Here is a 26,009-nt window from a genome sequence, read left to right as displayed (position 1 = left end):
CAATGTCTCGTCGCCACCGGGCCGAAAAGCGCGAAGTGATCGAAGACGCCAAGTTCGGCGACATCGTTCTCGCGAAGTTCATGAACTCCATCATGTACGACGGCAAGAAGTCCGTCGCCGAGCAGATCGTCTATGGCGCGCTCGACCAGGTCGAGTCGAAGGCCAAGAGCGATCCGCTTGCGATCTTCAAGCAGGCGCTCGACAATGTCGCGCCGGCGATCGAAGTCCGCTCGCGCCGCGTCGGCGGCGCCACCTATCAGGTGCCGGTCGAAGTGCGCAACGAGCGCCGTCAGGCGCTGGCGATCCGCTGGATCATCACCGCCGCGCGCGCCCGCAACGACAAGACCATGGTCGACCGTCTGTCGGCCGAATTGTTGGATGCGTCCAACAATCGCGGCGCGGCCGTGAAGAAGCGCGAAGACACGCACCGCATGGCGGAAGCCAACCGCGCCTTCTCGCATTATCGCTGGTAAGCCGAAGCTCTCTATCCGAGGACATATCCATGGCCCGCTCGCATCCGATCGAGGACTACCGCAACTTCGGCATCATGGCCCACATCGACGCGGGCAAGACGACGACGACGGAGCGCATCCTCTATTATTCCGGCAAGAGCCACAAAATCGGCGAGGTGCATGAAGGCGCCGCGACGATGGATTGGATGGAGCAGGAGCAGGAGCGCGGCATCACCATCACTTCGGCCGCGACCACGACCTTCTGGAACGGCAAGCGCCTGAACATCATCGACACGCCCGGCCATGTCGACTTCACCATCGAAGTCGAGCGTTCGCTGCGCGTTCTCGACGGCGCGGTCTGCGTTCTCGACGGCAATCAGGGCGTCGAGCCCCAGACGGAGACCGTCTGGCGCCAGGCCGACAAATACAACGTGCCGCGCATCGTCTTCGTCAATAAGATGGACAAGATCGGCGCGGACTTCTACCGCTGCGCGGAAGAGATCAAGACGCGCGTCGGCGGCCGTCCGGTCTGCGTGCAGCTGCCGATCGGCTCCGAGAATAATTTCAAGGGCGTGATCGATCTGGTCCGCATGAAGGCCGTCGTCTGGGAGGATGAGGGTCTCGGCGCCAAGTATCACGACGAGGAAATTCCCGCCGACCTTCTCGACAAGGCCAAGGAATATCGCACGGCGCTGATCGAAGCCGCCGTCGAGCTCGACGACGACGCCATGGCCGCCTATCTCGACGGCGTGGAGCCGGACGAGGCGGCGCTGAAGGCGCTGATCCGCAAGGCGGTGCGCGGCATCGTCTTTCATCCCGTGTTCTGCGGCTCGGCCTTCAAGAACAAAGGCGTGCAGCCTCTCCTCGACGCCGTCGTCGACTTCCTGCCGTCGCCGATCGACCGCGAGGCGATCAAGGGCGTCGACATGGATACGGGCGCGGAGATGGTCCGCAATCCGTCCGACGCCGAGCCCTTCTCCATGCTCGCCTTCAAGATCATGGACGACCCTTTCGTCGGCACCATCACCTTCGCGCGCGTCTATTCGGGCAAGATCGAGTCGGGCACGACCGTTCTGAACTCCACGAAGGACAAGAAGGAGCGCATCGGCCGCATGCTGCTGATGCACGCCAATAACCGCGAAGACATCAAGGAAGCTTATGCGGGCGACATCGTCGCGCTCGCCGGCCTCAAGGAGACTCGCACGGGCGACACGCTCTGCGATCAGCAGAAGCCGGTCATTCTGGAGCGCATGGAGTTCCCCGATCCGGTCATTGAGATCGCGATCGAGCCGAAGTCCAAGGCGGACCAGGAGAAGCTCGGCATCGCGCTGCAGAAGCTCGCGGCGGAGGACCCGTCCTTCCGCGTGACGACCGATCAGGAGAGCGGCCAGACCATCCTCAAGGGCATGGGCGAGCTGCATCTCGACATCAAGGTCGACATTCTGAAGCGCACCTATAAGGTCGACGCCAATATCGGCGCGCCGCAGGTCGCCTATCGCGAGCGTCTCGGCAAGCGCATCGAGATCGACTACACGCACAAGAAGCAGACCGGCGGCACCGGCCAGTTCGCGCGCGTCAAGATCATCTACGAGCCGAACGAAGCGGGCGCGGGCAATCAGTTCGAGAGCCAGATCGTCGGCGGCGCGGTTCCGAAGGAATATGTCCCGGGCGTGCAGAAGGGCATCGACTCGGTGATGACCTCGGGCGTGCTCGCGGGCTTCCCGGTCGTCGACATGAAGGCGACGCTGATCGACGGCGCCTTTCATGACGTCGACTCGTCGGTTCTCGCCTTCGAAATCGCGACCCGCGCGGCGACCCGCGAAGCCCTGCAGAAGGGCGGCTCGGTCCTGCTCGAGCCGATCATGAAGGTCGAGGTGGTGACGCCGGAAGAATATACCGGCACCGTCATCGGCGATCTGAACTCGCGTCGCGGCCAGATTCAGGGCCAGGACATGCGCGCCAACGCTGTGGTCATCAACGCCATGGTGCCGCTCGCCAATATGTTCGGCTATGTGAACAATCTGCGCTCCGGCACGCAGGGCCGCGCAAGCTACACGATGCTTTTCGACCACTACGAACAGGTGCCCGAGGCGGAGTCGAAGAAGGTCCAGGCGAAATACGCCTGATCTCGCGAACGCTAGGGTTAAACGGAACTCTCTGAAGGAGCACGGCAATGGCCAAGGAAAAATTCTCTCGCACCAAGCCGCACTGCAATATTGGAACGATCGGTCACGTCGATCATGGCAAGACGTCCTTGACGGCGGCGATCACGAAGGTTCTGGCGGAGACGGGCGGCGCGACCTTCACGGCCTATGACCAGATCGACAAGGCGCCGGAGGAGAAGGCGCGCGGCATCACGATTTCGACGGCGCATGTCGAATATGAGACGACGAACCGCCATTATGCGCATGTCGACTGCCCCGGCCACGCCGACTATGTGAAGAACATGATCACCGGCGCGGCGCAGATGGACGGCGCGATCCTGGTGGTGTCGGCCGCCGACGGCCCGATGCCGCAGACCCGCGAGCACATCCTGCTCGCCCGCCAGGTCGGCGTGCCGGCGCTGGTGGTGTTCCTCAACAAGGTCGACATGGTCGACGATCCGGAGCTTCTGGAGCTGGTCGAGCTCGAAGTGCGCGAGCTTCTGTCGAAGTATGACTTCCCCGGCGACGACATTCCGATCGTCAAGGGTTCGGCTTTGTGCGCGCTGGAGAACAAGTCTCCGGAGCTGGGCCATGACGCGATCCTGAAGCTGATGGCGGAAGTCGACCGCTACATTCCGCAGCCGGAGCGTCCGAAGGATCAGCCCTTCCTGATGCCGGTCGAGGACGTGTTCTCGATTTCGGGCCGCGGCACGGTGGTGACGGGGCGCATCGAGCGCGGCGTGATCAAGGTGGGCGAGGAAGTCGAGATCGTGGGCATCCGTCCGACGACGAAGTCGACGGTGACGGGCGTCGAGATGTTCCGCAAGCTGCTGGATCAGGGCGAGGCGGGCGACAATGTGGGCTGCCTGCTGCGCGGCACGAAGCGCGAGGACGTTGAGCGCGGCCAGGTTCTGTGCAAGCCGGGTTCGGTGAAGCCGCACACGAAGTTCAAGGCCGAGGCCTATATCCTGACCAAGGACGAGGGCGGCCGGCACACGCCGTTCTTCACGAATTACCGCCCGCAGTTTTATTTCCGCACGACGGACGTGACCGGCATCGTGACGCTCCCCGAGGGCGTCGAGATGGTGATGCCGGGCGACAACGTCACGATGGAAGTGAACCTGATCGTGCCGGTGGCGATGGAGGAGAAGCTGCGCTTCGCCATCCGCGAAGGCGGCCGCACCGTCGGAGCCGGCGTCGTCGCCAGCATCATCGAGTAAGAAGCGAATCTGGACCGCGGGTCTTTTCGGGCTCGCTCTTGTGAAAATAGCCGCGCGCTTTGCCGCGCGCGGCGCATGAAAGCGGGCTTGAGACGCTCGCGGTCCCAAAGGACGAGACAATGAACGGTCAAAACATCCGGATTCGCTTGAAGGCGTTCGATCACCGGATTCTCGACACGTCGACCAAGGAGATCGTCTCCACGGCCAAGCGCACCGGCGCTCAGGTTCGTGGCCCGATTCCGCTGCCGACCAAGATCGAGAAGTTCACGGTGAACCGTTCGCCGCACATCGACAAGAAGTCGCGTGAGCAGTTCGAAATCAGAACGCATAAGCGCGTTCTCGACATCGTCGACCCCACCCCGCAAACGGTGGATGCGCTGATGAAGCTCGATCTCGCCGCGGGCGTCGACGTCGAGATCAAGCTCTAAAGAACGGATTGGGCGGCGCCCTGGAGGCAGCCGCTTCGCGAAGGATTATTGAACATGCGGTCGGGCGTCATCGCGCAAAAGGTCGGAATGACCCGCATCTTCACAGAGGCGGGCGAGCATGTGCCGGTCACGGTGCTCAAGCTGGACGGCTGTCAGGTCGTCGCTCAGCGCACCAAGGAAAAGAACGGCTACACCGCCGTTCAGCTCGGCATCGGCCGCGCCAAGGTGAAGAATGTCTCCAAGGCCGAGCGCACGCGCTTCGCCGCGGCCAAGGTCGAGCCGAAAATGAAACTCGCCGAGTTCCGCGTGAACGAGGACGCGCTGCTGCCTGTCGGCGCCGAGATCACGGCCGACCATTTCGTCGTCGGCCAGTTCGTCGACGTCACCGGCACCACGACGGGCAAAGGCTTCGCCGGCCCGATGAAGCGTTGGGGCTTCGGCGGTCTGCGCGCGTCTCACGGCGTCTCGATCTCGCATCGTTCGCACGGTTCGACCGGCGGCCGTCAGGATCCGGGCAAGACCTTCAAGAACAAGAAAATGGCCGGCCATATGGGCGTCGACCGCGTGACGACGCAGAATCTGCGCGTCGTGCAGACCGACGTCGCGCGCGGCCTGCTGCTCGTCGAAGGCGCCGTTCCGGGCACCGCCGGCGGATGGATTTACGTGCGCGACGCCGTCAAGCGCGCGCTCCCCAAGGATGCGCCGCAGCCGGGCAAGTTCCGCCTGGCGGACGCCGCCGACGCGGCTCCCGCGCAAGAAACGAAGGAGGACTGAGCCGTGAAGATCGACGTCACGTCGTTCGACGGTCAGGCGGCCGGTTCGATCGAACTTTCCGATGAAGTGTTTGGCCTCGAGCCGCGCGCGGACCTCATCCACCGGATGATCCGCTGGCAGCTCGCCAAGCGCCGCGCCGGCACCCACGCGGTCAAGAACCGCGCGGAAATCGCGCGCACCGGCAAGAAGATGTACAAGCAGAAGGGCACGGGCGGCGCGCGTCACGGCTCGGCCCGCGTGCCGCAGTTCCGCGGCGGCGGACGCGCCTTCGGCCCGCAGGTCCGCAGCCATGAGCACGATCTGACCAAGAAGGTTCGCGCCCTCGCGCTGAAGCATGCGCTCTCGGCCAAGGCCAAGGACGGCGGCATCATCGTATGGGAGACGGCCGAGCTCGACGCGCCGAAGACGAAGGTTCTCGCTTCCGGCTTCGCCAAGACGGGCCTCGCCAATGCGATCATCATCGTCGGCGGCGACGTGCAGAACAATTTCGCGCTCGCCGCGCGCAACATCCCGCAGATCGACGTGCTGCCGGTCGAGGGCGTCAATGTTTACGACATCATCCGCCGCGAGAAGCTGGTTCTGACCCGCGCCGCCGTGGACGCGCTGGAGGCGCGCCTGAAATGAGCAAGGACGTCCGCCATTACGACGTGATCGTCGCCCCAATCATCACCGAGAAGGCGACGCTCGCTTCCGAGAGCAACAAGGTGGTCTTCAAGGTCGCCCGGACCGCGACCAAGCCGCAGATCAAGGCGGCGGTCGAGGGTCTCTTCGATGTGAAGGTCGAGTCCGTGAACACCCTCGTCCGCAAGGGCAAGGTCAAGGCGTTCCGCGGCGTGCGCGGTCAGCAGAGCGACGTCAAGAAGGCCGTCGTCACGCTGGCCGAAGGCCACAAGATCGACGTGACGACCGGACTGTAAGAGAAGGCGTGGGGACAAGAAAATGGCGCTGAAGACATTCAAGCCGGTCACGCCGGGCCTTCGCCAGCTCGTCATCGTCGACCGCAGCGACCTCTATAAGGGCAAGCCGGTCAAGACGCTGACCGAGGGCAAGACCTCGAAGGGCGGCCGCAACAATAACGGCCGCGTCACGGTTCGTTTCCGCGGCGGCGGCCACAAGCAGGCCTATCGCCTCGTCGACTTCAAGCGTCGCAAGGTCGACGTCGTCGGCAAGGTCGAGCGTCTGGAATACGACCCGAACCGGACGGCTTTCATCGCGCTGATCCGCTACGCGGACGACACGCTCGCCTACATCCTCGCGCCGCAGCGTCTGTCGGTTGGCGACGAGGTCGTGTCGGGCGAGCAGGTCGACGTCAAGCCCGGCAACGCCATGCCGATCGCCAACATCCCGGTCGGCACGCTCGTCCACAACATCGAAACGAAGATCGGAAAGGGCGGCTCCATCGCCCGTTCCGCCGGCGCCTACGCGCAGATCGCCGGCCGCGATCAGGGCTATGTGATCATCCGCCTCTCGTCCGGCGAGCAGCGCCTGGTCCACGGCCAGTGCTTCGCCACGATCGGCGCGGTGTCGAACCCGGATCATATGAACACCTCGATCGGCAAGGCCGGTCGTTCGCGCTGGCTCGGCCGTCGTCCGCATAATCGCGGCGTCACGATGAACCCGATCGACCACCCGCATGGCGGCGGCGAAGGCCGCACCTCGGGCGGCCGTCATCCGGTGACCCCGTGGGGCAAGCCGACCAAGGGCAAGAAGACCCGCTCCAACAAGTCAACCGACCGTTTCATTGTGTCCTCGCGGCACAATCGCAAGAAGAAGGGCTGATCCATGGCTCGCTCGATTTGGAAAGGCCCGTTCGTCGACGGCTATCTGCTGAAGAAGGCGGAAACCTCGCGCGCCTCGGGCCGCTCGGAAGTCATCAAGATATGGAGCCGTCGCTCCACCATTCTGCCGCAGTTCGTCGGATTGACCTTCGGCGTGCACAACGGCCAGAAGCATATTCCGGTCAATGTCAGCGAAGACATGATCGGCCACAAGTTCGGCGAATTCGCTCCGACGCGCACCTTCCACGGTCACGCGGCGGACAAGAAGGCGAAGAGAGGCTAAGCAATGTCCAAGCAGGCCAATCCGCCCCGGCTCGCGGAAAACGAAGCCAAGGCGGTCGCGCGCATGATCCGCGTGTCGCCGCAGAAGCTCAATCTTCTCGCCCAGCTCATTCGCGGCAAGAAGGTCGACCGCGCGCTCTCCGATCTGGAATTTTCCCGCAAGCGCATCGCGCATGAGGTGAAGAAGACGCTCGAAAGCGCCATCGCCAACGCCGAGAATAATCACGGCCTCGACGTCGACGATCTGATCGTCGCCCAGGCTTTCGTCGGCAAGGCGCTGGTCATGAAGCGCTTCCACGCCCGCGCCCGCGGCCGCGCCAGCCGGATCGAGAAACCCTTCTCGAACCTCACGATCATCGTGCGCGAAGTCGAAGCGCAAGCGAACGCCTAAAGGATCAGAACCATGGGTCAGAAGGTCAATCCGATCGGGCTGCGCCTCGGCGTCAACCGCACCTGGGACTCGCGCTGGTTCGCGGGCAAGGGCGAATACGCCAAGCTCCTGCATGAGGACATGGCGATTCGCGAGGCGGTGTCGAAGACGCTGAAGCAGGCGGCGGTCTCGAAGATCGTCATCGAGCGTCCGCACAAGAAGTGCCGCGTCACCATCCACTCGGCCCGTCCGGGCGTCGTGATCGGCAAGAAGGGCGCGGATATCGACAAGATCCGCAAGCTCGTCGCCAAGCTCACGGGCTCCGAGGTCGTGATCAACATCGTCGAGGTGCGCAAGCCGGAAACGGAAGCCGCGCTCGTCGCCGAGTCGATCGCGCAGCAGCTCGAGCGCCGCGTGGCCTTCCGCCGCGCCATGAAGCGCGCTGTTCAATCGGCGATCCGCCTCGGCGCCCAGGGCATCCGCATCAACTGCTCGGGCCGTCTCGGCGGCGCGGAGATCGCCCGTCTCGAATGGTATCGCGAAGGCCGCGTGCCGCTGCACACGCTGCGCGCCGATGTGGATTACGGCACCTCGACCGCCCACACCGCCTATGGCGCCTGCGGCATCAAGGTGTGGATCTTCAAGGGCGAGATCCTCGAGCACGATCCGATGGCGCAGGAGCGCCGTGCGGCCGAGGCGGCTTCCGCCGGCGGCGATCACCACGAACGTGACCGCGAGCGCGGCGACCGCGACCGCCGTCGCCGCGAGCCGCGCGAACCCCGCGGCGACGCTGCGTAAGGCGCAACAGGCAAGAAATTAAAGAGCACCTATCATGCTGTCACCCAAGCGCACCAAGTTCCGCAAGGCCTTCAAGGGCCGCATTCACGGCGCCTCGAAAGGCGGCTTCTCGCTGAACTTCGGTCAGTTCGGCCTGAAGGCGCTCGAGCCCGAGCGCATCACCGCGCGCCAGATCGAGGCGGCCCGCCGCGCCATGACGCGCCATATGAAGCGCGCCGGCCGCGTCTGGATCCGCATCTTCCCGGACGTGCCGGTCTCCAAGAAGCCGACCGAAGTCCGCATGGGTAAGGGTAAGGGCGCTCCGGAATTGTGGGCGGTGCGCGTCGCGCCCGGCCGCATCATGTTCGAGGTCGACGGCGTGCCGGCGCCGCTGGCCCGCGAGGCGCTGACCCTCGCCGCGGCCAAGCTGCCGATCAAGACCCGTTTCATCGAACGCATCGCCGAGTAACAGGAGGACGACATGAAAGCCAAGCAGCGCCTCTCCGACATCAAAGCGATGACCGAGGACCAGCTCAACGACGAAGTGCTGAAGCTCAAGAAGGCGCAGTTCAATCTGCGTTTCCAGCGGGCGACCGGCCAGCTCGAGAACACCGCCCAGGTTCGCGTCATTCGCCGCGACATCGCCCGGGCCAAGACCATCGCCGCGCAGAAGAGCGCGGAAAAGCAAGGTTAAAGCGCCATGCCGAAGCGAATTCTCCAGGGCGTCGTCGTCTCCGACAAGCAGAACAAGACCGTGGTCGTGAAGGTCGAGCGCCGTTTCACGCACCCGCTGTTCCAGAAGACGGTGCGCCGCACGAAGCATTATCACGCGCATGACGAGAACGGCGCGTTCAAGGTCGGCGACACGGTCTTCATCGAAGAAACCGCGCCGATCTCGAAATTGAAGCGTTGGCGGGTTGTGGAAAACGCCGCAAACGCGTAAATACCCCGCTCGAGGTGGTTCAAAAAAGGGTCATGGACCCTGCAGGCGACCCCTAGAGCCCTGAAAATCAGCGCGCTTTCCCATCGCATGCCTCATGCGATGGGAAAGCGCGCTGGAAATCGGAAATGAAGTTTTCCGGACGAAGTCGGCCGTTGCGATTGTGCGGGACCGAAACCAGACCGGATTGAAAGGCGGGTAAGCCATGATTCAGATGCAAACAAATCTCGACGTCGCCGACAATTCCGGCGCCCGCCGTGTGATGTGCATCAAGGTGCTGGGCGGCTCGAAGCGCAAATATGCCGGCGTCGGCGACATCATCGTCGTCTCGATCAAGGAAGCGATTCCGCGCGGCCGCGTGAAGAAGGGCGACGTGCTGAAGGCCGTCGTCGTCCGCACCTCGAAGGACATCAAGCGCTCGGACGGCTCGGTGATCCGTTTCGACTCGAACGCCGCGGTGCTGATCAACAATCAGCAGGAGCCGATCGGCACCCGCATCTTCGGGCCGGTGCCGCGCGAACTGCGCGCCAAGAACCACATGAAGATCATCTCGCTCGCGCCGGAGGTGCTGTAATGGCCGCCAAAATCAAGAAGGGCGACAAGGTCGTCGTTCTCGCCGGCCGCGACAAGGGCAAGACCGGCGAAGTCGTCCGCGTGATTCCGGATGAGGGCCGCGCCATCGTCAACGGCGTCAACATGGTCAAGCGCCATCAGCGCCAGACCAAAGACCGCGAGGCGGGCATCGTCAACAAGGCGGCCCCGATCGACCTGTCCAACATCGCGATCGCCGATCCCAAGGACGGCCAGGCGACCCGCGTCGGCTTCAAGATTCTCGACGACGGCCGCAAGGTCCGCGTCGCCAAGCGTTCCGGAGAATTGATCGATGGCTGAGGAAAAGAAAGCCAAGGCCAAGGCCCCCAAGGCGAAAGAAGCCCCGGCGACCGCCGCGGTCGCTCAGGCCAGCATTGCGGGCTATACGCCGCGCATGAAGAAGCACTATGACGAGGTCGTGCGTCAGCAGCTCATTGAGCAGTTCGGCTACAAGAACCCGCTCGAAGTGCCGACGATCGAGAAGATCGTGCTGAACATGGGCGTCGGCGAAGCCGTCAACGACACCAAGAAGGTGACGTCGGCCGCGGGCGATCTCAGCCTCATCGCCGGCCAGAAGCCGGTCGTGACGCGCGCCCGCAAGGCCATTTCGACCTTCAAGGTCCGCGAGAACATGCCGATCGGCGCGAAGGTCACCCTTCGCAAGACCCGCATGTATGAGTTTCTCGACCGTCTGATCACCGTGGCGCTGCCGCGCGTGCGCGACTTCCGCGGCCTCAACCCGAAGTCCTTCGACGGCCGCGGCAATTATGCGCTCGGCATCAAGGAGCACATCGTGTTCCCGGAGATCGACTACGACAAGGCGGAGTCGATTCTCGGCATGGACGTGATCGTCTGCACGACGGCCAAGACCGACGACGAGGCGCGCGCTCTGCTCAAGGCGTTCAATTTCCCGTTCCGGCAGTGAGGCTAACGCCTCAAACGCGGATACCGAAAGGCTAAATTACTCATGGCGAAGAAAAGCGCGATCGAGAACAACAAGAAGAAGGCGAAGCTCGTCAAGGCTTACGCCGGCCGCCGCGAGCGGCTGAAGGCGAAGGCCAAGGACCAGTCGCTCTCCATTGAGGAGCAGTTCGAGGCCAGGCTGAAGCTCGCGGAGCTTCCGCGCAACTCGGCGAAGATTCGCATCCGCAACCGCTGCGAAATTTCCGGCCGCCCGCGCGCCTTTTATCGCAAGTTGAAGATGTCGCGCATTGCGTTGCGCGAACTCGGATCCCGCGGCCTGATCCCGGGCCTCGTGAAGTCGAGCTGGTAAGGAGACTCTTGTAATGGCGATCAACGATCCGTTGGGAGATCTCCTCACCCGCATCCGCAACGCGCAAATGCGCCGCAAGGACAAGGTGATCACGCCGGGCTCGAAGCTGCGCGCTCATGTGCTCGACGTCCTCAAGGACGAGGGTTACATCCGCGGCTATTCGACCACGGATTTCGGCAATGGCCGCACCGAGTTCTCGATCGAACTGAAATATTTCGACGGCGAGCCGGTCATCAAGCAGATCGAGCGCGTGTCCCGTCCGGGCCGCCGCGTCTATGCGGCCGTCGACGCCGTTCCGCGCGTGGCCAACGGCCTCGGCGTGACGATCATGTCGACGCCCAAGGGCGTGATGGCCGATCACGCGGCGCGCGAAAACAATGTCGGCGGCGAGGTGCTGTGCAAGGTCTTCTGACCTTGCGCCACGCTCAGACTGAACAGGATTTGCAACAATGTCTCGTATCGGCAAAAAGCCTGTGGTCGTCCCGGCCGGCGTCACCGCCAAGGTCGACGGCCAGCTCGTGTCCGTGAAGGGCGCGAAAGGCACGCTCGAATTTCTCGTGCCGGACGACGTCTCCGTCGTCCAGCAGGACAACGCGATCAAGGTCGATCCGCGCAACGACACCAAGCGCGCCCGCGCGCTGTGGGGCACGTCGCGCGCGCGCGTCAACAACCTCGTCATCGGCGTGACGTCGGGCTTCGAGAAGAAGCTCGAAATCACCGGCGTCGGCTATCGCGCCGCCGTCCAGGGCAAGGTTCTGCAGCTCGCGCTGGGCTATTCGCATGACGTGAACTATCCGATCCCGAACGGCATCAACATTGTGACGCCGAAACCGACGGAAATCACGATCAGCGGCGTCGACAAACAGCAGGTCGGCCAGGTGGCGGCGGAAATCCGCGCGCTGCGCGGCCCCGAGCCCTATAAGGGCAAGGGCGTCAAATACGCCGGTGAATTCATCTTCCGCAAGGAAGGCAAGAAGAAGTAAGGACCGCCGCCAATGGCCAAGGATGTCAGCATCGAACAGCGCCGCAAGGCGCGTGTCCGCAAGGCGATCCGCGAGCGCGCCTATGGCCGCCCGCGTCTCTCCGTGTTCCGTTCGTCGAAGCAGATCTACGCTCAGATCATCGACGACGAAAATGGTCAGACCCTCGTTTCCGCCTCCTCCATCGAGAAGGAGAATCGGGAGTCGCTGAAGACAGGCGCGAATGTCGACGCTGCGAAAGTCGTCGGCAAGCTCCTCGCGGCGCGCGCGACGGCGAAGGGCGTCACCCAGGTGGTGTTCGACCGCGGCGCCTATATGTATCACGGCCGCGTCAAGGCGCTGGCCGACGGCGCTCGCGAGGGCGGGTTGCAGTTCTAAACGACGTTCGCCGCCTCATCCCCTGTCCCCGCTCGCGGGGAGAGGGTTAGGGTGAGGGGCTAAGCCAATTGTCGAGTGTCGGCAAAAGGCGGAGCGGCGGGTGTTGCAGCGTGCGGGGCGTCGCCTCGCCCCTCACCCCAGCCCTCTTCCCGCAGGCGGGGAGAGGGAGAAGACGAAGCGAGCGGCGTCCTGCGCCGCGTAAGTGACGGAAAAAGAAATGGCGCGTGAATCAGAGGGCGGCCGCGGCCGCCGCGAAGACAGGGAAGAGCGCGACAGCGAATTTGTGGATCGTCTGGTCCACATCAATCGCGTCGCGAAAGTCGTGAAGGGCGGCCGTCGTTTCGGCTTCGCCGCGCTGGTCGTCGTCGGCGACCAGAAGGGTCGCGTGGGCTTCGGCCACGGCAAGGCGCGCGAAGTGCCGGAAGCGATCCGCAAGGCGACGGAAGCCGCCAAGCGCGCGCTGATCCGCGTGCCGCTGCGCGAAGGCCGCACGCTGCATCACGACGTCTATGGCCGTCATGGCTCGGGTCGCGTGGTTCTGCGCGCCGCGCCGGCCGGCACGGGCATCATCGCGGGCGGCCCGATGCGCGCCGTCTTCGAGACGCTCGGCATGCATGACGTCGTCGCGAAGAGCCAGGGCTCTTCGAACCCCTACAACATGATCCGCGCGACCTTCGACGCGCTTTCCCGCGAGGACTCGCCGCGCGCCGTCGCCGCCCGTCGTTCGCTGAAAGTGTCGGCGCTGCAGGCGCGTCGTCAGGGCGTCGACGCCGACGCCGTCGACGCGTAATCGGGAGGCATCGACATGGCGAACAAAATCACCGTCGAGCAAACCGGCAGCCCCATCGGTCGCCCCGAGCGTCAGCGCCGGACCCTTCTGGGTCTGGGTCTGACCCGCATCGGCCGCAAGCGTGAGCTGGAGGACACTCCGGCCGTGCGCGGCATGATCGCCAAGGTGGCGCATCTCGTCAAAATCGTCGGCGAGAAGTGAGGACGCGGCAATGAAACTCAACGACATCTCCGACAATCCGGGCTCCAGCAAGAACCGGATGCGCGTTGGCCGCGGCATTGGCTCCGGCAAGGGCAAGACGGGCGGACGCGGCGTGAAGGGCCAGAAGGCCCGCACCGGCGTCGCCGTCAAGGGCTTCGAGGGCGGCCAGATGCCGCTGCATCGCCGCCTTCCGAAGCGCGGGTTCCACAACCCGTTCGCGACGGACTACAATGAGGTCAATGTCGGCCGCATCCAGGCGGCCGTCGACGCCGGCAAGCTGGACGCTTCGGCGCCGGTCACGATCGAGTCGCTCATCGCCGCGGGCGTGGTCTCCAAGCCGCGCGACGGCGTGAAGATCCTCGGCGTGGGCGAGATCAAGGCGAAGCTCGCTTTCGAGGTGGCCGCGGCCTCCAAGGGCGCGATCGCCGCGATCGAAGGCGCCGGCGGCTCGGTGAAGCTCCTTACGGGCGACGCCGTCCCGGCCTGAAGCAAGGTTTTTAGGCGGCCGCTCTCGCAAGGGCGGCTGCTTTGTCTTATAGAAGCCTCACGCAATCGCCGGGCGCGCGAAAGGGCGGGCCTCCGCTCCCCGCGCCCGCCAACAAAAAGGCGCCGCAAAAATCGGCGCGACTCGAGGGGAGTTCCTCCATGGCATCGGCAGCCGAGCAGCTCGCGGCCAACGTCAATCTCTCGGCCTTCGGCAAGTCCGAGGAACTCAAGAAGCGCATCCTGTTCACGCTGGGCGCGCTGATCGTCTATCGCCTCGGCACCTATGTGCCGCTGCCGGGCATCGATCCCGAAGCCTTTGCGAAGAGCTTCTTCGGCCAGTCGAAGGGCATGCTCGAGCTCTTCAACATGTTCGCCGGCGGCGCCGTGCAGCGCCGCGCGATCTTCGCCCTCAACATCATGCCGTATATCTCGGCCTCGATCATCATCCAGCTCCTGACCTCGGTCTTCCCGACGCTCGAATCGCTGAAGAAAGAGGGCGAGCAGGGCCGCAAGGTCCTCAATCAATATACGCGCTACCTCACCGTCGCCCTCGCGACCTTCCAGGCCTACGCCATGGCGATCGGGCTCGAGGGTCAGCAGGGCGTCGTCACCGAGCCCGGCCTCTTCTTCCGCGTCACCACCGTCGTGACGCTCGTCGGGGGCACCATGTTCCTGATGTGGCTCGGCGAGCAGATCACCTCGCGCGGCATCGGCAACGGCTCGTCGCTGATCATCTTCGCCGGCATCGTCGCGGCCTTCCCCTCGGCCATCGTTTCGACCCTCGAACTCGGCCGTCAGGGCGCGATCTCGACCGGCATCATCCTCGGCGTCATCGCCATGTCGTTCTTCGTGATCGCCTTCATCGTGTTCATGGAGCGCGCGCAGCGCCGCCTGCTGATCACCTATCCCAAACGCCAGCACGGCAATCGGGTCTATGAAGGCCAGACGTCCTTCCTGCCGCTGAAGCTGAACACGTCGGGCGTGATCCCGCCGATCTTCGCCTCCTCGCTGCTGCTGCTGCCGACGACCGTCGCGAATTTCTATCAGTCGACCGGCTCGGAGAGCATCTTCGCGACCATTTCGGCCTATTTCGGCCATGGACGCCCGCTCTATATGCTGGCCTATGTCGGCCTCATCGTCTTCTTCGCCTTCTTCTACACGGCCATCGTCTTCAATCCGACGGAGACGGCGGACAATCTCAAGAAGCATGGCGGTTTCATTCCCGGCATCCGCCCCGGCGAGCGCACGGCGAAGTTCATCGACGACGTGCTCATGCGCATCACGGTGCTCGGCGCGGCCTATCTCGCCATCATCTGCCTGCTGCCGGAAGGGCTCATCGCCTACGCGAATCTGCCCTTCTATTTCGGCGGCACCTCTCTGCTCATCGTAGTGAGCGTGACCATGGACACGGTCTCCCAGATCCACGGCCATATGCAGGCGCAGCAATATGAGGGGCTGATCCGCAAGACCAAGCTCAAGGGACGCCGTAAATGAGACTCGTCCTTCTCGGCCCTCCGGGCGCCGGCAAGGGAACGCAGTCCGCGCGTCTCGTGGAGAGGCTGGGCATTCCCCAGCTCTCCACCGGAGACATGCTGCGCGCCGCCGTCGCCGCCCAAACGCCGATCGGGCTCAAGGCGAAATCGATCATGGACGCCGGCCAGCTCGTGCCGGACGAGGTGGTGATCGACATCATCGACCAGCGCATCGACGCCCCGGACTGCGCCAACGGCTTCATCCTCGACGGATTCCCCCGCACGGTGGCGCAGGCGGAGGCGCTGCGCGAGCTGCTCGCGAAAAAGGGCGGCGGCCTCGACGCGGTCGTCGAACTGGTCGTCGATGAAAACGCGCTCGTCGACCGCATGCGCAAGCGCGTCGAGGAAACGGTCGCGGCCGGCAAACCCGTCCGCGCCGACGACAATCCGGAGAGCTTCAAGACGCGACTGGACGCCTATCGCAAGCAAACGGCGCCGGTCTCGGCCTATTATGCCGAAAAGGGCGAGTTGAAGAGAGTCGACGGCATGCAGGCGATCGACGATGTGTCGGCGGCGATAGACAAGTCGCTCGGCCGCTGATAGTCAGGAAAGGCCCGGCTCCGCCGGGCCATTTCTTTTCCGCCCCGGATTCCGAGACGCTCCGATGGAAGCAAAGCATTTTTGCGGCCTCGATTTCGGCACGTCCAATTCGACTGTGGCCGTGCCGCGCGGAGAGGAAGTCGAACTCGTCGCGCTCGAGGGCGACGCGCGGACGCTGCCGAGTTCGATCTTTTTCGACTTCTCCGACGGGCGTCCGATTTTCGGACGCGCCGCCATAAAGGCCTATGTCGACGGCGCCGAAGGGCGGCTGATGCGCAGCCTCAAATCCGTCCTGGGCTCGGCGCTCATGGACGAAACGACCCGCATCAAGACCAGGACCTATACGTTCAAAGACATTATCGGACTGATCGTCGGGCGGCTGAAAGCGGCCGCCGACGCCGCCCTCGACGCGGACGTCTCGCAAGTCGTCCTCGGCCGTCCGGTGCATTTCGTCGACGACAATCCGGCCGCGGACGGCCGCGCCCAGAACGCGCTCGAGGAGATCGCCCGCGCCTGCGGCTTTCGCGAGATCGCCTTTCAATATGAGCCGATCGCCGCGGCGCTCGCCTATGAGCAGACCGTGCGCGAGGAGCAATATGCGCTCATCGCCGACATTGGCGGCGGCACGTCGGATTTCTCGGTCGTGCGCGTCTCTCCGCAGGGGAGATACAAGCCGGATCGCGCCGCCGACATTCTCGCCAATAAGGGCGTTCATATCGGCGGAACGGATATCGACCGGCTGTTCAGCCTGAAGACCGTCATGCCCTATCTCGGGCTCGGCGGCGAGATGCGGCTCCCTTTCAGCGACAAGGCGATCCTCGTTCCCAACGGCTTTTTCGTCGATCTCGCCACCTGGCACAGGATCAATCTGCTCTATACGCCCAAGGTCTCGCGCGACATCGAGGAGGTGCGACGCTACGCGCTCTCTCCCGGGAAAATCGCGCGCCTCGCCGACATCGTCGAGGCGCGCCGCGGCCATTCCATCGCGCTTTCCGTCGAGGCGGCGAAGATCGGGCTGTCGGACGCTCCGACGGCGGCGATCGATCTTTCCGAGGTCGAGCGCGGCTTCGTCGTCGCCGCCGAGCCGAAGACTTTGAACGAGGCCATCGCCGATCAACTCGGTTCGCTCACGCGCACGCTCGGCGATACGCTCGCCGCCTCGGGACTCGCCGGCGGGCGCATCGACGCCGTCTTCCTCACCGGCGGCTCGACGGCGATACCGGCGGTGCGCGCCGCCGTCACGGGCGCGACGCCGAAGGCGAAAATCATCGAGGGCGACATGTTCGGCGCCGTCGGCCTCGGACTGGGACTGGACGCGCGGCGCAAATTCGGGTCTGATGCGCTTCGACGCAGCGCCTGAGTCTGTCGCGGGGCAGGGGAGAAAATATTGCTTCTCCCATGCGCATTTTCCTTGACTCGCGCGCAATCGCTAGCTATCGGCTGACTTCCGACGAAAAACCAGGAAGTTCTCTTCGGAGAGCTTCCGTTTTTGCGTTCTCGGAAAACTCAAACCTCGCATGGGCCGGCCTCCACCGGACGCGAGGGCCGTCATCCGGCGCGCGCCGCAAGGCTAGCGCCCGAAATGGAGAAAATCGTGGCTCGTATTGCAGGCGTCAACATCCCGACCAATAAGCGCGTCGTCATCGCGCTTCAGTATATTCACGGCATCGGCCCGAAGAAGGCCGAGGAGATCTGCGAGAAGGTGAGCATCCCGGCCGAGCGCCGCGTCGCCCAGCTCACCGACGCCGAAGTCCTGCAGATCCGCGAGACCATCGACCGCGACTATCTCGTGGAAGGCGATCTGCGCCGCGAAGTCGCGATCAACATCAAGCGCCTGATGGACCTTGGCTGCTATCGCGGCCTGCGCCATCGCCGCCAGCTGCCGGTCCGCGGCCAGCGCACCCACACCAACGCCCGCACCCGCAAGGGCAAGGCGAAGCCGATCGCCGGCAAGAAGAAATAATTCCCGGGCTTCGGCAGTCGGGCTTCGGCAGTCGGGCGATCCGATTGCCGACGGCCGATCTGCCGACTGCCCCTCAGGTGGAGCCGCTGGCGTTACGGCGGCGTCGATATCGAAAGGCAAAGCTACCATGGCCAAGGACACCACCCGCGTTCGCCGCCGCGAGCGCAAGAACATCGTCTCCGGCGTCGCGCACGTCAATTCGACGTTCAACAACACCATGATCACCATCACCGACGCGCAGGGCAACACCGTGTCCTGGTCGTCGGCCGGCTCGATGGGCTTCAAGGGCTCGCGCAAGTCGACCCCTTACGCCGCGCAGATGGCCGCTGAGGACGCAGCCCGCAAGGCCGGCGAGCACGGCGTCCGCACGCTCGAGGTCGAGGTGTCGGGTCCCGGCTCGGGCCGCGAGTCGGCGTTGCGCGCGCTGCAGGCGGCGGGCTTCACCGTGACCTCCATCCGCGACGTCACGCCGATCCCGCATAATGGCTGCCGTCCGCGCAAGCGCCGTCGCGTCTGACGACACGGCGGAGCTCTTTCCGGCCGCGCGCCAAGTCGCGCGGTCGACATTATCGCTTCAGAAACGTGGTTGCTGGGGCGGCGATCGTCGAAGGGGCCTTATTCGTCCCTTCGGAACTTGCTCCAGAAGCCGCTGCTTTCATCCGAGCATATTTCGCGCGCGGTCCGCTCCTCCCAAGGACCGCGATCAGGAGCTTCAAGGAAAGGCGTCCCAGTGAGCATCCAGAAGAACTGGCAGGAACTCATCAAGCCGAACAAGCTCGAAGTGACCGCGGGCGACGATCCGCGCCGCGTCGCGACGGCCGTCGCCTCTCCGCTGGAGCGCGGCTTCGGCCAGACGCTCGGCAACTCCCTGCGCCGCATTCTTCTCTCGTCGCTGCAGGGCGCGGCGATCACCTCGATCCATATTGACGGCGTTCTCCACGAATTCTCGTCGATCCCCGGCGTGCGCGAGGACGTGACCGACATCGTCCTCAACATCAAGGACATCGCCATCAAATATCAGGGCGAGGGCGTCAAGCGCCTGACCCTCAAGAAGACCGGCCCGGGCGCGGTCACGGCTGGCGACATCCAGGCCACGGGCGACGTCCAGATCCTCAATCCCGACCTCGCCATCTGCACGCTGGACGAGGGCGCGGAGATCCGCATCGAATTCACCGTCAACACCGGCAAGGGCTATGTCGCGGCTGACCGCAACCGCGCCGAGGATGCGCCGATCGGCCTCATCCCGGTCGACAGCCTGTATTCTCCGGTCAAGAAGGTCAGCTATCGCGTCGAGAACACCCGCGAGGGTCAGGAGCTCGACAAGGACAAGCTGACCCTGACCATCGAGACCAACGGCGCGATCACGCCGGAAGACGCGCTCGCCTTCGCCGCGCGCATCCTGCAGGATCAGCTCAACGTCTTCGTCAATTTCGAGGAGCCGCGCCGCGAAGAGGCCGCCCCGTCGATCCCGCAGCTCGCCTTCAATCCGGCGCTGCTCAAGAAGGTCGACGAGCTGGAGCTGTCGGTGCGTTCGGCGAACTGCCTGAAGAACGACAATATCGTCTATATCGGCGACCTCATCCAGAAATCGGAGGCGGAAATGCTCCGCACCCCGAATTTCGGCCGCAAGTCCTTGAACGAGATCAAGGAAGTCCTGGCGCAGATGGGTCTGCATCTGGGCATGGAAGTCCCCGGCTGGCCGCCGGAGAATATCGACGATCTCGCCAAGCGGTTCGAGGAGCATTATTGAGCGAATAGGGCGCGGCGAATAGCGAATAGAGGTTTTTCTATTCGCTATTTCGCTACGCGCCCATAACGACGGCCGTACCTTGGCACGGCGGCCGCATAACCAACGGAGAGCCACATGTATCACGGTCACAAGAAGCGCCGTTTCGGCCGCACCCATGAGCACCGCAAGGCCATGTTCGCGAATATGGCGCAGGCGCTCATCAAGCATGAGCAGATCATCACCACGCTGCCGAAGGCCAAGGATCTGCGTCCGGTCGTCGAGAAGCTGGTGACGCTCGGCAAGCGCGGCGATCTGCACGCCCGCCGTCAGGCCATCGCGCAGATCAAGGACGTCAAGCTCGTCGGCAAGCTCTTCGAGGTGCTCGGCCCGCGCTACAAGGACCGCAATGGCGGCTATACGCGCGTGCTGAAGGCCGGCTTCCGCTACGGCGACAACGCCCCCATGGCCGTCATCGAATTCGTCGACCGCGACGTCGATGCGCGCGGCCAGGATTCGGGCCCGGTCCTCGACGAGGAAGAGGCGGCGTAAGCCGGATGCGCATGACGGACGAGACGACGGGGTTCGTTTCCGGCTGGCCGCGGCTCGTTCTGAGACTGGAGGGGGCGGCGCTCATGGCGGCCGCCCTTTTCTGTTACGCCCGGCTTGGCGGCGGATGGGGGTTCTTCGCCCTGCTGTTTCTCGTCCCGGACCTTTCGCTCCTCGCCTATCTCGCCGGGCCGAGGCCGGGAGCGCTCCTCTACAACCTCGCTCATACGACGATCGGGCCGCTCGCCTATGGGTCGCTCGGCTTCGCGCTCGGGCAACCCTTGCTGTTGCAACTGGCGGCGATCCATCTCGCTCATATTGGTTTCGACCGCGCGCTCGGCTTCGGCCTCAAATATGGCGCGGCGTTCTCGCAGACGCATCTGGGCCTCGTCGGGCGGCCGCGCGCCTGATCGACGGCCTGTCTCGCATCGGCGGGTTTTCGTCCCTATATTCGCGCTAAAGCGATTCTTCTTGGAGCGGTTGATGCGTCCGACCTTGCGCTATGTCTCTTTCGCGGCGCTCGCTTGCCTCGCCGGTCTTGCATTGGTTCACGTCGGCCGCGCCGCATCCCCGGCGCGGGCGCAGGTCTCGACTCTCGACGCGCCCGCCATTCCCAGGAGCCGCGCCGAAATCGCCTATTCCTTCGCGCCGGTCGTCAAGAAGGCGCAGCCCGCCGTCGTCAATGTTTTCGCCTCGCGCGTCGAGCGCATGCCGGCCAATCCCTTTCTCGACGATCCGATTTTCCGCCGCTTCTTCGGCGAGGGCGGCGGCGGCATGCCGGGGCGCCCCAATACGGCGCAGTCGCTCGGCTCCGGCGTCATCGTCGATCCGGCGGGTCTCGTCGTCACCAATAATCACGTCATCGAGGGCATGACGGACGTGAAGATCGCGCTCGCCGACAAGCGCGAGATTCCGGCCAAAATCCTGCTGCGCGATCCGCGCACCGATCTTGCCGTGCTGAAGCTCACCGAGGGTTCGGGCTTCCCGACCATGGAGCTCGGCGACAGCGACGCGCTCGAAGTCGGCGACCTCACGCTCGCCATCGGCAATCCCTTCGGCGTCGGCCAGACGGTGACGCAGGGCATCGTCTCGGCGCTGGCGCGCACCCATGTCGGCATTTCCGACTATGGCTTCTTCATCCAGACCGACGCCGCCATCAATCCCGGCAATTCGGGCGGCCCTCTCGTCGACATGAACGCCCGCGTCGTCGGCATCAATTCGGCGATCTTCTCCAAGTCCGGCGGCTCGGTCGGCATCGGCTTCGCCATTCCCGTCAATATGGTCAAGAGCGTGCTCGCGGCGGCCAAGGGCGGCGGCAAAACGGTCAAGCGCCCGTGGCTCGGCGCGACGTTGCAGACCATTTCTCAGGAGATCGCGGAGGGGCTCGGCCTCGAACGTCCCACCGGCGCGCTTCTCGCCGACATCGACCCCAAGGGCCCGGCCGCCGACGCCGGACTGAAGCGCGGCGACGTCATCGTTTCGGTGGACGGCCAGACGGCGGACGACCCGGAATCGGTCGGCTTCCGGCTCGGCACCAAGCCCCTCGGCGGTCAGGCGACGCTCGGCGTGCTGCGCGGCGGCAAGAAGATCGTCGCGCAGATGCGCCTCACCCCCGCGCCGGAAACGCCGCCGCGAGACGCGATCAAGCTGAAGGGCCAGTCGCCTTTCGCGGGAGCGACCGTGGTGAATATCTCGCCGGCGGTGGTGGAGGAAATGTCCGTGCAGGGGACCGCCAATGGCGTCGTCGTCTCCGAGATCGAAGACGGCTCCTTCGCGCAACAGCTCAATCTGCAGCGCGGCGACGTGGTGCTCGCGGTCAATGACCAGAAGATCGAATCGACTCGCGATCTCGACAAGGTCGCGTCGAGCCGCGCCTATTATTGGAAGATTACGATGGCGCGCGGCGGGCAGGTCTTCACGACCGTCGTCGGCGGCTAGAGCCGGCTGAAAAGCGGAGCCCCGTTTTTCAGCCTTTCGGGGCGCGACAGGGGAGGCGAGGGTGAGCGGCGTCTCTATCCTGATCACGACGATCGACGATGAGGATAAGGCGAAGGCGCTCGCGCGCGCCGTTCTCGCCGAGAGACTCGCCGCCTGCGTTCAGATCGCCGCCATTGCGAGTCATTACGTCTGGAAAGGCGAATATTGCGAAACGCGGGAGTGGCGTCTCGAGATGAAATGCCGCGGCGCGGATTATCCCGCCCTCGCCGCGCTGGTGCGCCGCCTCCACAGCTACGAGACGCCGGAAATCCTGCGCATCGACGCCGCCGATGCGGACCTCGCCTACGCCGCCTGGCTCAATGGCGAGACAAGGCGCGATTGACCGGGTCAAACGCGGCCGTGGCGCTTTTCAAACGGGGCAACTCGGCTTACCTACTGCGCCGAAGCAAAGGCCTCGCGAAGGACAGTTCATGCCGGCGACAACGGATTACCTCCTCGATCGACGCCGCCTGCGGCGCAAGCTCGGCTGGTGGCGCATGGCGGCGATCGCCACGGCGGGCGTCGCGGGGCTGATCGCCGTCTCGCGCATTTCCGGCGCTGATTCGCCCGACAAGCTCACCCCCCATGTCGCCCGTCTCTCGCTGCAGGGCCTCATCACGGGCGACAAGGACACGATCGATCTCGTCAAGAAGATCGGCGAGTCGAATCAGGCCAAGGCCGTCCTTCTGGCGATCGACAGTCCGGGCGGCACCACGACCGGCGCCGAAAAGCTCTATGACGAGCTGCGGCGGCTGAATGAGAAGAAGCCGGTCGTCGCCGTCGTCGGCACGCTCGCCGCGTCCGGCGCCTATATCGCGGCGCTCGCGGCGGATACGATCGTCGCCGAGAACAATTCGATCGTCGGCTCGATCGGCGTGCTTTTTCAATATCCGAATTTCTACAAGCTGCTCGACTCGGTTGGCGTCAAGGTCGAGGAGATCAAGTCCTCGCCGCTCAAGGCGTCGCCCAACGGGTTTGAACCGACGAGCGACGCCGCCAAGGCGGCGATCGCCAGCCTCGTGGCGGACTCTTACAACTGGTTCAAGAATCTGGTGAAGGAGCGCCGCCATCTCGACGACGCGGAACTCGCGAAGGTCGCGGACGGCCGCGTCTTCACCGCGCATATGGGCCTGCCTTTGAAGCTCGTCGACGCCATTGGCGGCGAGCGCGAGGCGATGGCCTGGCTGGAGGCGAACAAGAAGATCGGCAAGGATCTCCCGATCCGGGACTGGAAGAAGAAATCGAGCCTGGAGAGTCTGGGTTTCGTGGAAAGCGCCGCCGTCGCGGCGCGTGTGGCGGGCCTCGAGACGGCCGCCGGCGCGCTCGAGCGCGCGGCGACCGCGGAAAGGCGCGCAACTCTTGACGGTCTATTGGCGATTTGGCAGGGTTTCGACGCGCCTTGAGGTCGTCGCAAGCGCCTATTTGAACACAGAAGCGACATGCAGGTTGGGACATGATCAAATCGGAACTTATTCAGCGAATTGCGCGCCGCAACGGACATCTCTATCAGCGCGACGTCGAGACGATTGTCAGCACGATTCTCGACGAGATCACGTCGGCGCTCGCGCGTGGCGATCGGGTCGAGCTGCGCGGTTTCGGCGCCTTCTCGGTCAAGAAGCGCGACGCGCGCACGGGACGCAATCCGCGCACGGGGGCCCAGGTCTCCGTCGAGGAGAAAAGCGTGCCCTTCTTCAAGACCGGCAAAGAGATGCGCGAGCGGCTGAACGAGAACTATCAGGGCTGACGGCCATCTGGCCGCGCGTCGCCCGCGGCGGGAACATGACGCCGGGCTCTCGTGGCCGCCGCGCAGTCGAACTCAATTCGGCGCGCCGCCGAGCTTAGGAAGAAGTCATGAAATCCGTTATGCGCATCATCGTCTTCGTTCCGCTCGCGCTGGTCATCCTGTTTTTCTCCATGGCGAATCGCGGTCCGGTGAAGATCGGACTCGATCCCTTCGCCGCGAGCGACGCCGCGGCGCCTTATATAGAGGCGCCGCTCTTCCTCGTCGTTCTCGCATCGATGGCGGTCGGCGTGCTGGCCGGCGGCGTCTCGTCCTGGCTCGGCCATTTGCCGGTGCGCCGCGCGGCGAAAATCGCGCGGACAGAGGCCAAAAAAACACGCCTTGAAATCGAGAAGCTGCGCCAGCAGGCGCTTGCCGAACTCCCGGCCGAGGCCAAAGCCGGGAAGCGGTGACACGCGGAGCGGCAGGAGATTGACGCGGCAGCCCGGATAGGGCCGCGCGGCCGATGTCTGCATAGCGCCCCGTGGCGCCCCCGTGTGGGTTGTTTCCACATTTGAGAGCGCCCTTGAAGAATTCCCGGGGTGTCGGCTGCCATTACCGATCGAAACGCGCTCGAAGAGTCCGGGAGCGCGGATTATCGCGAAGTCGCCAAAAACAACCCGAACCCGCTTGAAAATCCCGCCGCGCGCCGATAAGAGAAACCCGCGCCGAAACCGCGCGACGCCGCAATAGCTCAGCTGGTAGAGCACATCATTCGTAATGATGGGGTCGGGGGTTCGAATCCCTCTTGCGGCACCATTTAAATCAATGAGTTACAACGAAAATTGTCGAGGCGACCAAGGTGGCTCTAGTCGCGTGTCGCCACCGTGTCGCCACGGCGAGAGAAATCGGCCGCTCGCTCCTCCCTATCCCACTGAGCAGACCCTCGGCCATGCCGAGATCCCGATGTGCAGTATTTCAACCACGCTGGTTGAAAAATTCCTCCTGATGGATTAATTAACCATCTGGGAGGAAAAGCCATGCTCACAGACATAGGCAAGGAGCTGCGCAAGCTTCGTATCGACGAGGGCGAACGCCTGGCCGATATGGCGCGGCGGATTGGAAAGTCCGCTTCATTCATTTCTGCGGTCGAAGTCGGGAAAAAGGCTCCGCCCGCGGGCTTCGAAGACTTAGTAGCGAAAAGCTACCAGTTGGCGGACGGAGCTTGGCAAGCGCTCCGTCGCGCGGCGGACGCATCTCGGACGGCTTTCGTCATCCAGCCCAATAGCGCCCTAGCTCGCGACACAGCCGGCCTCATGGCGAGAAAAATTGACGGGCTCTCCGATGAGGAGCTGCTTCGTATCCGCAAGATCTTGGAGGGCTCGAGCAAGTGAGCGGCACCGACTTCATTGTTCCGGCTCGTTCTTGGGACGAAATAGGTCGAATAACCAATCGTGTGAGGGAGCAATTCAACCTGTCGCTCGCTCCGGTTTTCCCAGTCGTCGATTTTATCGAACGCGTCTTGGATCATCACCTTGGCGTGTTGCAGTTCGAAGTAGGCGATCGAACCGAAATGGGGAACGCCGAGGGACTTACTGACCCATCCGGCGAGTTCCTAGAGCTGAGGGAAGATGTCTATTACGCGGCGCTGGCCGGCGACGGTCGTGCCATGTTCACCGCGGCCCATGAGCTCGGTCATTTTTGGCTGCACCGGAACGTCGCGCTGGCAAGGGTCAGCCCTGCTGAGGAAGTCAAACCCTTTCGCAGAAGTGAGCCACAAGCAAACCAGTTCGCCGCAGAACTCCTCATGCCGAGGGGCTTCTTCCGGTCTAGCGATACTGAGCAAACTGTTGTCGATCGTCATGGGGTTTCCTACGACGCAGCGCGGAACCGCCTGAAATTCCTGAGGAGTCGAGGAATGATCTAAAAAGAGACCCGAGCTTTCGCCCGGGCCATAAAAGTTTTCCGCGTCGGGCAGGCAGGGCTCGCCGGCGTGGAACCCAGACTGGCTGAACTGACTGTCGATTCGGAGTTATGCAAAAAAATAAGAATCGACTTTTTTCGGCCGTGTCAAGGGAATAGCGCCCTATGGAGACGGCGGATGGCTGCAAAGCTTCCTCCCCCTCCGCCGGGCTACC

The 26,009-nt window shown here is 64.1% G+C and carries 39 protein-coding genes and 1 tRNA gene; all 40 read left to right on the top strand.

Annotation, left to right across the window (positions count from 1 at the left end; genetic code table 11):
* Positions 1 to 2 precede the first annotated feature (2 nt).
* The 40 genes from rpsG (at position 3) to MMG94_RS10020 (ending at position 25,798) form a co-directional block, all read left to right on the top strand.
* Positions 3 to 473, top strand: a complete 471-nt coding sequence (gene rpsG, locus MMG94_RS10215) for a 30S ribosomal protein S7 (RefSeq protein WP_016917708.1) — start codon at positions 3 to 5, stop codon at positions 471 to 473.
* A 29-nt stretch (positions 474 to 502) separates the two neighbouring features.
* A complete protein-coding gene (gene fusA, locus MMG94_RS10210) occupies positions 503 to 2,578 on the top strand; it encodes an elongation factor G (RefSeq protein ID WP_016917709.1) in 2,076 nt (691 codons plus the stop codon).
* Between the two features lie 47 nt (positions 2,579 to 2,625).
* Positions 2,626 to 3,816: an elongation factor Tu gene (gene tuf / locus MMG94_RS10205; RefSeq protein ID WP_016917710.1), complete on the top strand. Its 1,191-nt coding sequence runs from the start codon at positions 2,626 to 2,628 to the stop codon at positions 3,814 to 3,816.
* A 119-nt stretch (positions 3,817 to 3,935) separates the two neighbouring features.
* The gene (rpsJ, locus tag MMG94_RS10200) at positions 3,936 to 4,244 is read left to right on the top strand and encodes a 30S ribosomal protein S10 (RefSeq protein ID WP_003613511.1); all 309 of its coding nucleotides are present in this window, start codon (positions 3,936 to 3,938) and stop codon (positions 4,242 to 4,244) included.
* Between the two features lie 54 nt (positions 4,245 to 4,298).
* The gene (gene rplC, locus MMG94_RS10195; RefSeq protein ID WP_016917712.1) at positions 4,299 to 5,018 is read left to right on the top strand and encodes a 50S ribosomal protein L3; all 720 of its coding nucleotides are present in this window, start codon (positions 4,299 to 4,301) and stop codon (positions 5,016 to 5,018) included.
* Between the two features lie 3 nt (positions 5,019 to 5,021).
* Positions 5,022 to 5,642 carry a 50S ribosomal protein L4 gene (gene rplD, locus MMG94_RS10190; protein ID WP_016917713.1) on the top strand — a complete coding sequence of 207 codons (621 nt, stop codon included), beginning with the start codon at positions 5,022 to 5,024 and terminating at the stop codon, positions 5,640 to 5,642.
* A complete protein-coding gene (locus tag MMG94_RS10185; protein ID WP_016917714.1) occupies positions 5,639 to 5,935 on the top strand; it encodes a 50S ribosomal protein L23 in 297 nt (98 codons plus the stop codon). The genes rplD and MMG94_RS10185 overlap by 4 nt, the downstream gene beginning before the upstream one ends.
* Positions 5,936 to 5,957: 22 nt before the next feature.
* Positions 5,958 to 6,797 (top strand): 50S ribosomal protein L2, encoded by an 840-nt coding sequence (gene rplB / locus MMG94_RS10180; RefSeq protein ID WP_016917715.1) that lies wholly within the window; start codon positions 5,958 to 5,960, stop codon positions 6,795 to 6,797.
* Positions 6,798 to 6,800: 3 nt separating this feature from the next.
* Complete coding sequence (gene rpsS / locus MMG94_RS10175) at positions 6,801 to 7,079, top strand: 30S ribosomal protein S19 (RefSeq protein WP_016917716.1); 279 nt, start codon at positions 6,801 to 6,803, stop codon at positions 7,077 to 7,079.
* 3 nt (positions 7,080 to 7,082) lie between these two features.
* A complete protein-coding gene (gene rplV / locus MMG94_RS10170; RefSeq protein ID WP_016917717.1) occupies positions 7,083 to 7,469 on the top strand; it encodes a 50S ribosomal protein L22 in 387 nt (128 codons plus the stop codon).
* Between the two features lie 12 nt (positions 7,470 to 7,481).
* Complete coding sequence (gene rpsC, locus MMG94_RS10165; protein WP_016917718.1) at positions 7,482 to 8,246, top strand: 30S ribosomal protein S3; 765 nt, start codon at positions 7,482 to 7,484, stop codon at positions 8,244 to 8,246.
* A gap of 34 nt (positions 8,247 to 8,280) precedes the next feature.
* Positions 8,281 to 8,694 carry a 50S ribosomal protein L16 gene (rplP, locus tag MMG94_RS10160; protein ID WP_016917719.1) on the top strand — a complete coding sequence of 138 codons (414 nt, stop codon included), beginning with the start codon at positions 8,281 to 8,283 and terminating at the stop codon, positions 8,692 to 8,694.
* Between the two features lie 12 nt (positions 8,695 to 8,706).
* Complete coding sequence (rpmC, locus tag MMG94_RS10155; RefSeq protein ID WP_016917720.1) at positions 8,707 to 8,919, top strand: 50S ribosomal protein L29; 213 nt, start codon at positions 8,707 to 8,709, stop codon at positions 8,917 to 8,919.
* Between the two features lie 6 nt (positions 8,920 to 8,925).
* Positions 8,926 to 9,168 carry a 30S ribosomal protein S17 gene (gene rpsQ, locus MMG94_RS10150; protein ID WP_016917721.1) on the top strand — a complete coding sequence of 81 codons (243 nt, stop codon included), beginning with the start codon at positions 8,926 to 8,928 and terminating at the stop codon, positions 9,166 to 9,168.
* A gap of 202 nt (positions 9,169 to 9,370) precedes the next feature.
* Positions 9,371 to 9,739, top strand: a complete 369-nt coding sequence (gene rplN, locus MMG94_RS10145; protein ID WP_016917723.1) for a 50S ribosomal protein L14 — start codon at positions 9,371 to 9,373, stop codon at positions 9,737 to 9,739.
* A complete protein-coding gene (gene rplX, locus MMG94_RS10140; RefSeq protein WP_016917724.1) occupies positions 9,739 to 10,056 on the top strand; it encodes a 50S ribosomal protein L24 in 318 nt (105 codons plus the stop codon). Before rplN ends, rplX begins: the two co-directional genes overlap by 1 nt.
* Positions 10,049 to 10,681 carry a 50S ribosomal protein L5 gene (gene rplE / locus MMG94_RS10135; protein WP_016917725.1) on the top strand — a complete coding sequence of 211 codons (633 nt, stop codon included), beginning with the start codon at positions 10,049 to 10,051 and terminating at the stop codon, positions 10,679 to 10,681. The genes rplX and rplE overlap by 8 nt, the downstream gene beginning before the upstream one ends.
* A 42-nt stretch (positions 10,682 to 10,723) precedes the next feature.
* Entirely contained in the window at positions 10,724 to 11,029 is a 306-nt protein-coding gene (rpsN, locus tag MMG94_RS10130) for a 30S ribosomal protein S14 (RefSeq protein WP_016917726.1), read from the top strand.
* 13 nt (positions 11,030 to 11,042) lie between these two features.
* The gene (gene rpsH, locus MMG94_RS10125; protein ID WP_016917727.1) at positions 11,043 to 11,441 is read left to right on the top strand and encodes a 30S ribosomal protein S8; all 399 of its coding nucleotides are present in this window, start codon (positions 11,043 to 11,045) and stop codon (positions 11,439 to 11,441) included.
* A 37-nt stretch (positions 11,442 to 11,478) separates the two neighbouring features.
* Positions 11,479 to 12,012, top strand: a complete 534-nt coding sequence (rplF, locus tag MMG94_RS10120) for a 50S ribosomal protein L6 (RefSeq protein WP_016917728.1) — start codon at positions 11,479 to 11,481, stop codon at positions 12,010 to 12,012.
* A 12-nt stretch (positions 12,013 to 12,024) separates the two neighbouring features.
* Positions 12,025 to 12,387, top strand: a complete 363-nt coding sequence (gene rplR, locus MMG94_RS10115; protein WP_016917729.1) for a 50S ribosomal protein L18 — start codon at positions 12,025 to 12,027, stop codon at positions 12,385 to 12,387.
* 217 nt (positions 12,388 to 12,604) lie between these two features.
* The gene (gene rpsE / locus MMG94_RS10110; RefSeq protein ID WP_016917730.1) at positions 12,605 to 13,177 is read left to right on the top strand and encodes a 30S ribosomal protein S5; all 573 of its coding nucleotides are present in this window, start codon (positions 12,605 to 12,607) and stop codon (positions 13,175 to 13,177) included.
* 15 nt (positions 13,178 to 13,192) lie between these two features.
* On the top strand, positions 13,193 to 13,378 hold the full coding sequence (gene rpmD, locus MMG94_RS10105) for a 50S ribosomal protein L30 (protein WP_016917731.1): 186 nt from the start codon (positions 13,193 to 13,195) through the stop codon (positions 13,376 to 13,378).
* A gap of 10 nt (positions 13,379 to 13,388) precedes the next feature.
* Positions 13,389 to 13,865: a 50S ribosomal protein L15 gene (gene rplO / locus MMG94_RS10100; RefSeq protein ID WP_016917732.1), complete on the top strand. Its 477-nt coding sequence runs from the start codon at positions 13,389 to 13,391 to the stop codon at positions 13,863 to 13,865.
* Positions 13,866 to 14,023: 158 nt separating this feature from the next.
* On the top strand, positions 14,024 to 15,358 hold the full coding sequence (gene secY, locus MMG94_RS10095; protein WP_026015931.1) for a preprotein translocase subunit SecY: 1,335 nt from the start codon (positions 14,024 to 14,026) through the stop codon (positions 15,356 to 15,358).
* Positions 15,355 to 15,936, top strand: coding sequence for an adenylate kinase (locus tag MMG94_RS10090; protein WP_016917734.1), 582 nt, complete (start codon positions 15,355 to 15,357; stop codon positions 15,934 to 15,936). Before secY ends, MMG94_RS10090 begins: the two co-directional genes overlap by 4 nt.
* 64 nt (positions 15,937 to 16,000) lie before the next feature.
* On the top strand, positions 16,001 to 17,296 hold the full coding sequence (locus MMG94_RS10085; RefSeq protein WP_016917735.1) for an Hsp70 family protein: 1,296 nt from the start codon (positions 16,001 to 16,003) through the stop codon (positions 17,294 to 17,296).
* A 234-nt stretch (positions 17,297 to 17,530) separates the two neighbouring features.
* Complete coding sequence (gene rpsM / locus MMG94_RS10080; RefSeq protein ID WP_026015932.1) at positions 17,531 to 17,899, top strand: 30S ribosomal protein S13; 369 nt, start codon at positions 17,531 to 17,533, stop codon at positions 17,897 to 17,899.
* 127 nt (positions 17,900 to 18,026) lie between these two features.
* Positions 18,027 to 18,416 carry a 30S ribosomal protein S11 gene (rpsK, locus tag MMG94_RS10075; protein ID WP_014890740.1) on the top strand — a complete coding sequence of 130 codons (390 nt, stop codon included), beginning with the start codon at positions 18,027 to 18,029 and terminating at the stop codon, positions 18,414 to 18,416.
* 213 nt (positions 18,417 to 18,629) lie between these two features.
* Positions 18,630 to 19,649 carry a DNA-directed RNA polymerase subunit alpha gene (locus MMG94_RS10070; protein WP_016917737.1) on the top strand — a complete coding sequence of 340 codons (1,020 nt, stop codon included), beginning with the start codon at positions 18,630 to 18,632 and terminating at the stop codon, positions 19,647 to 19,649.
* 114 nt (positions 19,650 to 19,763) lie between these two features.
* Positions 19,764 to 20,177 (top strand): 50S ribosomal protein L17, encoded by a 414-nt coding sequence (rplQ, locus tag MMG94_RS10065; protein ID WP_016917738.1) that lies wholly within the window; start codon positions 19,764 to 19,766, stop codon positions 20,175 to 20,177.
* Between the two features lie 5 nt (positions 20,178 to 20,182).
* Complete coding sequence (locus MMG94_RS10060) at positions 20,183 to 20,584, top strand: DUF4260 domain-containing protein (RefSeq protein ID WP_016917739.1); 402 nt, start codon at positions 20,183 to 20,185, stop codon at positions 20,582 to 20,584.
* Positions 20,585 to 20,657: 73 nt separating this feature from the next.
* Positions 20,658 to 22,112 carry a Do family serine endopeptidase gene (locus MMG94_RS10055; protein WP_016917740.1) on the top strand — a complete coding sequence of 485 codons (1,455 nt, stop codon included), beginning with the start codon at positions 20,658 to 20,660 and terminating at the stop codon, positions 22,110 to 22,112.
* A gap of 61 nt (positions 22,113 to 22,173) precedes the next feature.
* On the top strand, positions 22,174 to 22,494 hold the full coding sequence (cutA, locus tag MMG94_RS10050) for a divalent-cation tolerance protein CutA (RefSeq protein ID WP_016917741.1): 321 nt from the start codon (positions 22,174 to 22,176) through the stop codon (positions 22,492 to 22,494).
* 88 nt (positions 22,495 to 22,582) lie between these two features.
* On the top strand, positions 22,583 to 23,554 hold the full coding sequence (gene sppA / locus MMG94_RS10045) for a signal peptide peptidase SppA (RefSeq protein WP_016917742.1): 972 nt from the start codon (positions 22,583 to 22,585) through the stop codon (positions 23,552 to 23,554).
* A 50-nt stretch (positions 23,555 to 23,604) separates the two neighbouring features.
* A complete protein-coding gene (gene ihfB, locus MMG94_RS10040; RefSeq protein WP_016917743.1) occupies positions 23,605 to 23,895 on the top strand; it encodes an integration host factor subunit beta in 291 nt (96 codons plus the stop codon).
* Positions 23,896 to 24,002: 107 nt separating this feature from the next.
* Positions 24,003 to 24,344: a lipopolysaccharide assembly protein LapA domain-containing protein gene (locus MMG94_RS10035; RefSeq protein ID WP_016917744.1), complete on the top strand. Its 342-nt coding sequence runs from the start codon at positions 24,003 to 24,005 to the stop codon at positions 24,342 to 24,344.
* Between the two features lie 270 nt (positions 24,345 to 24,614).
* A tRNA-Thr gene (locus MMG94_RS10030) sits at positions 24,615 to 24,690 on the top strand.
* 221 nt (positions 24,691 to 24,911) lie between these two features.
* Entirely contained in the window at positions 24,912 to 25,265 is a 354-nt protein-coding gene (locus MMG94_RS10025) for a helix-turn-helix domain-containing protein (RefSeq protein WP_016917746.1), read from the top strand.
* Positions 25,262 to 25,798: an ImmA/IrrE family metallo-endopeptidase gene (locus MMG94_RS10020; RefSeq protein ID WP_026015933.1), complete on the top strand. Its 537-nt coding sequence runs from the start codon at positions 25,262 to 25,264 to the stop codon at positions 25,796 to 25,798. Before MMG94_RS10025 ends, MMG94_RS10020 begins: the two co-directional genes overlap by 4 nt.
* Positions 25,799 to 26,009: the final 211 nt, after the last annotated feature.

Source organism: Methylocystis parvus OBBP (assembly GCF_027571405.1).
Taxonomy (GTDB): domain Bacteria; phylum Pseudomonadota; class Alphaproteobacteria; order Rhizobiales; family Beijerinckiaceae; genus Methylocystis; species Methylocystis parva.
This window is presented reverse-complemented; position numbering and strand designations above follow the sequence as displayed.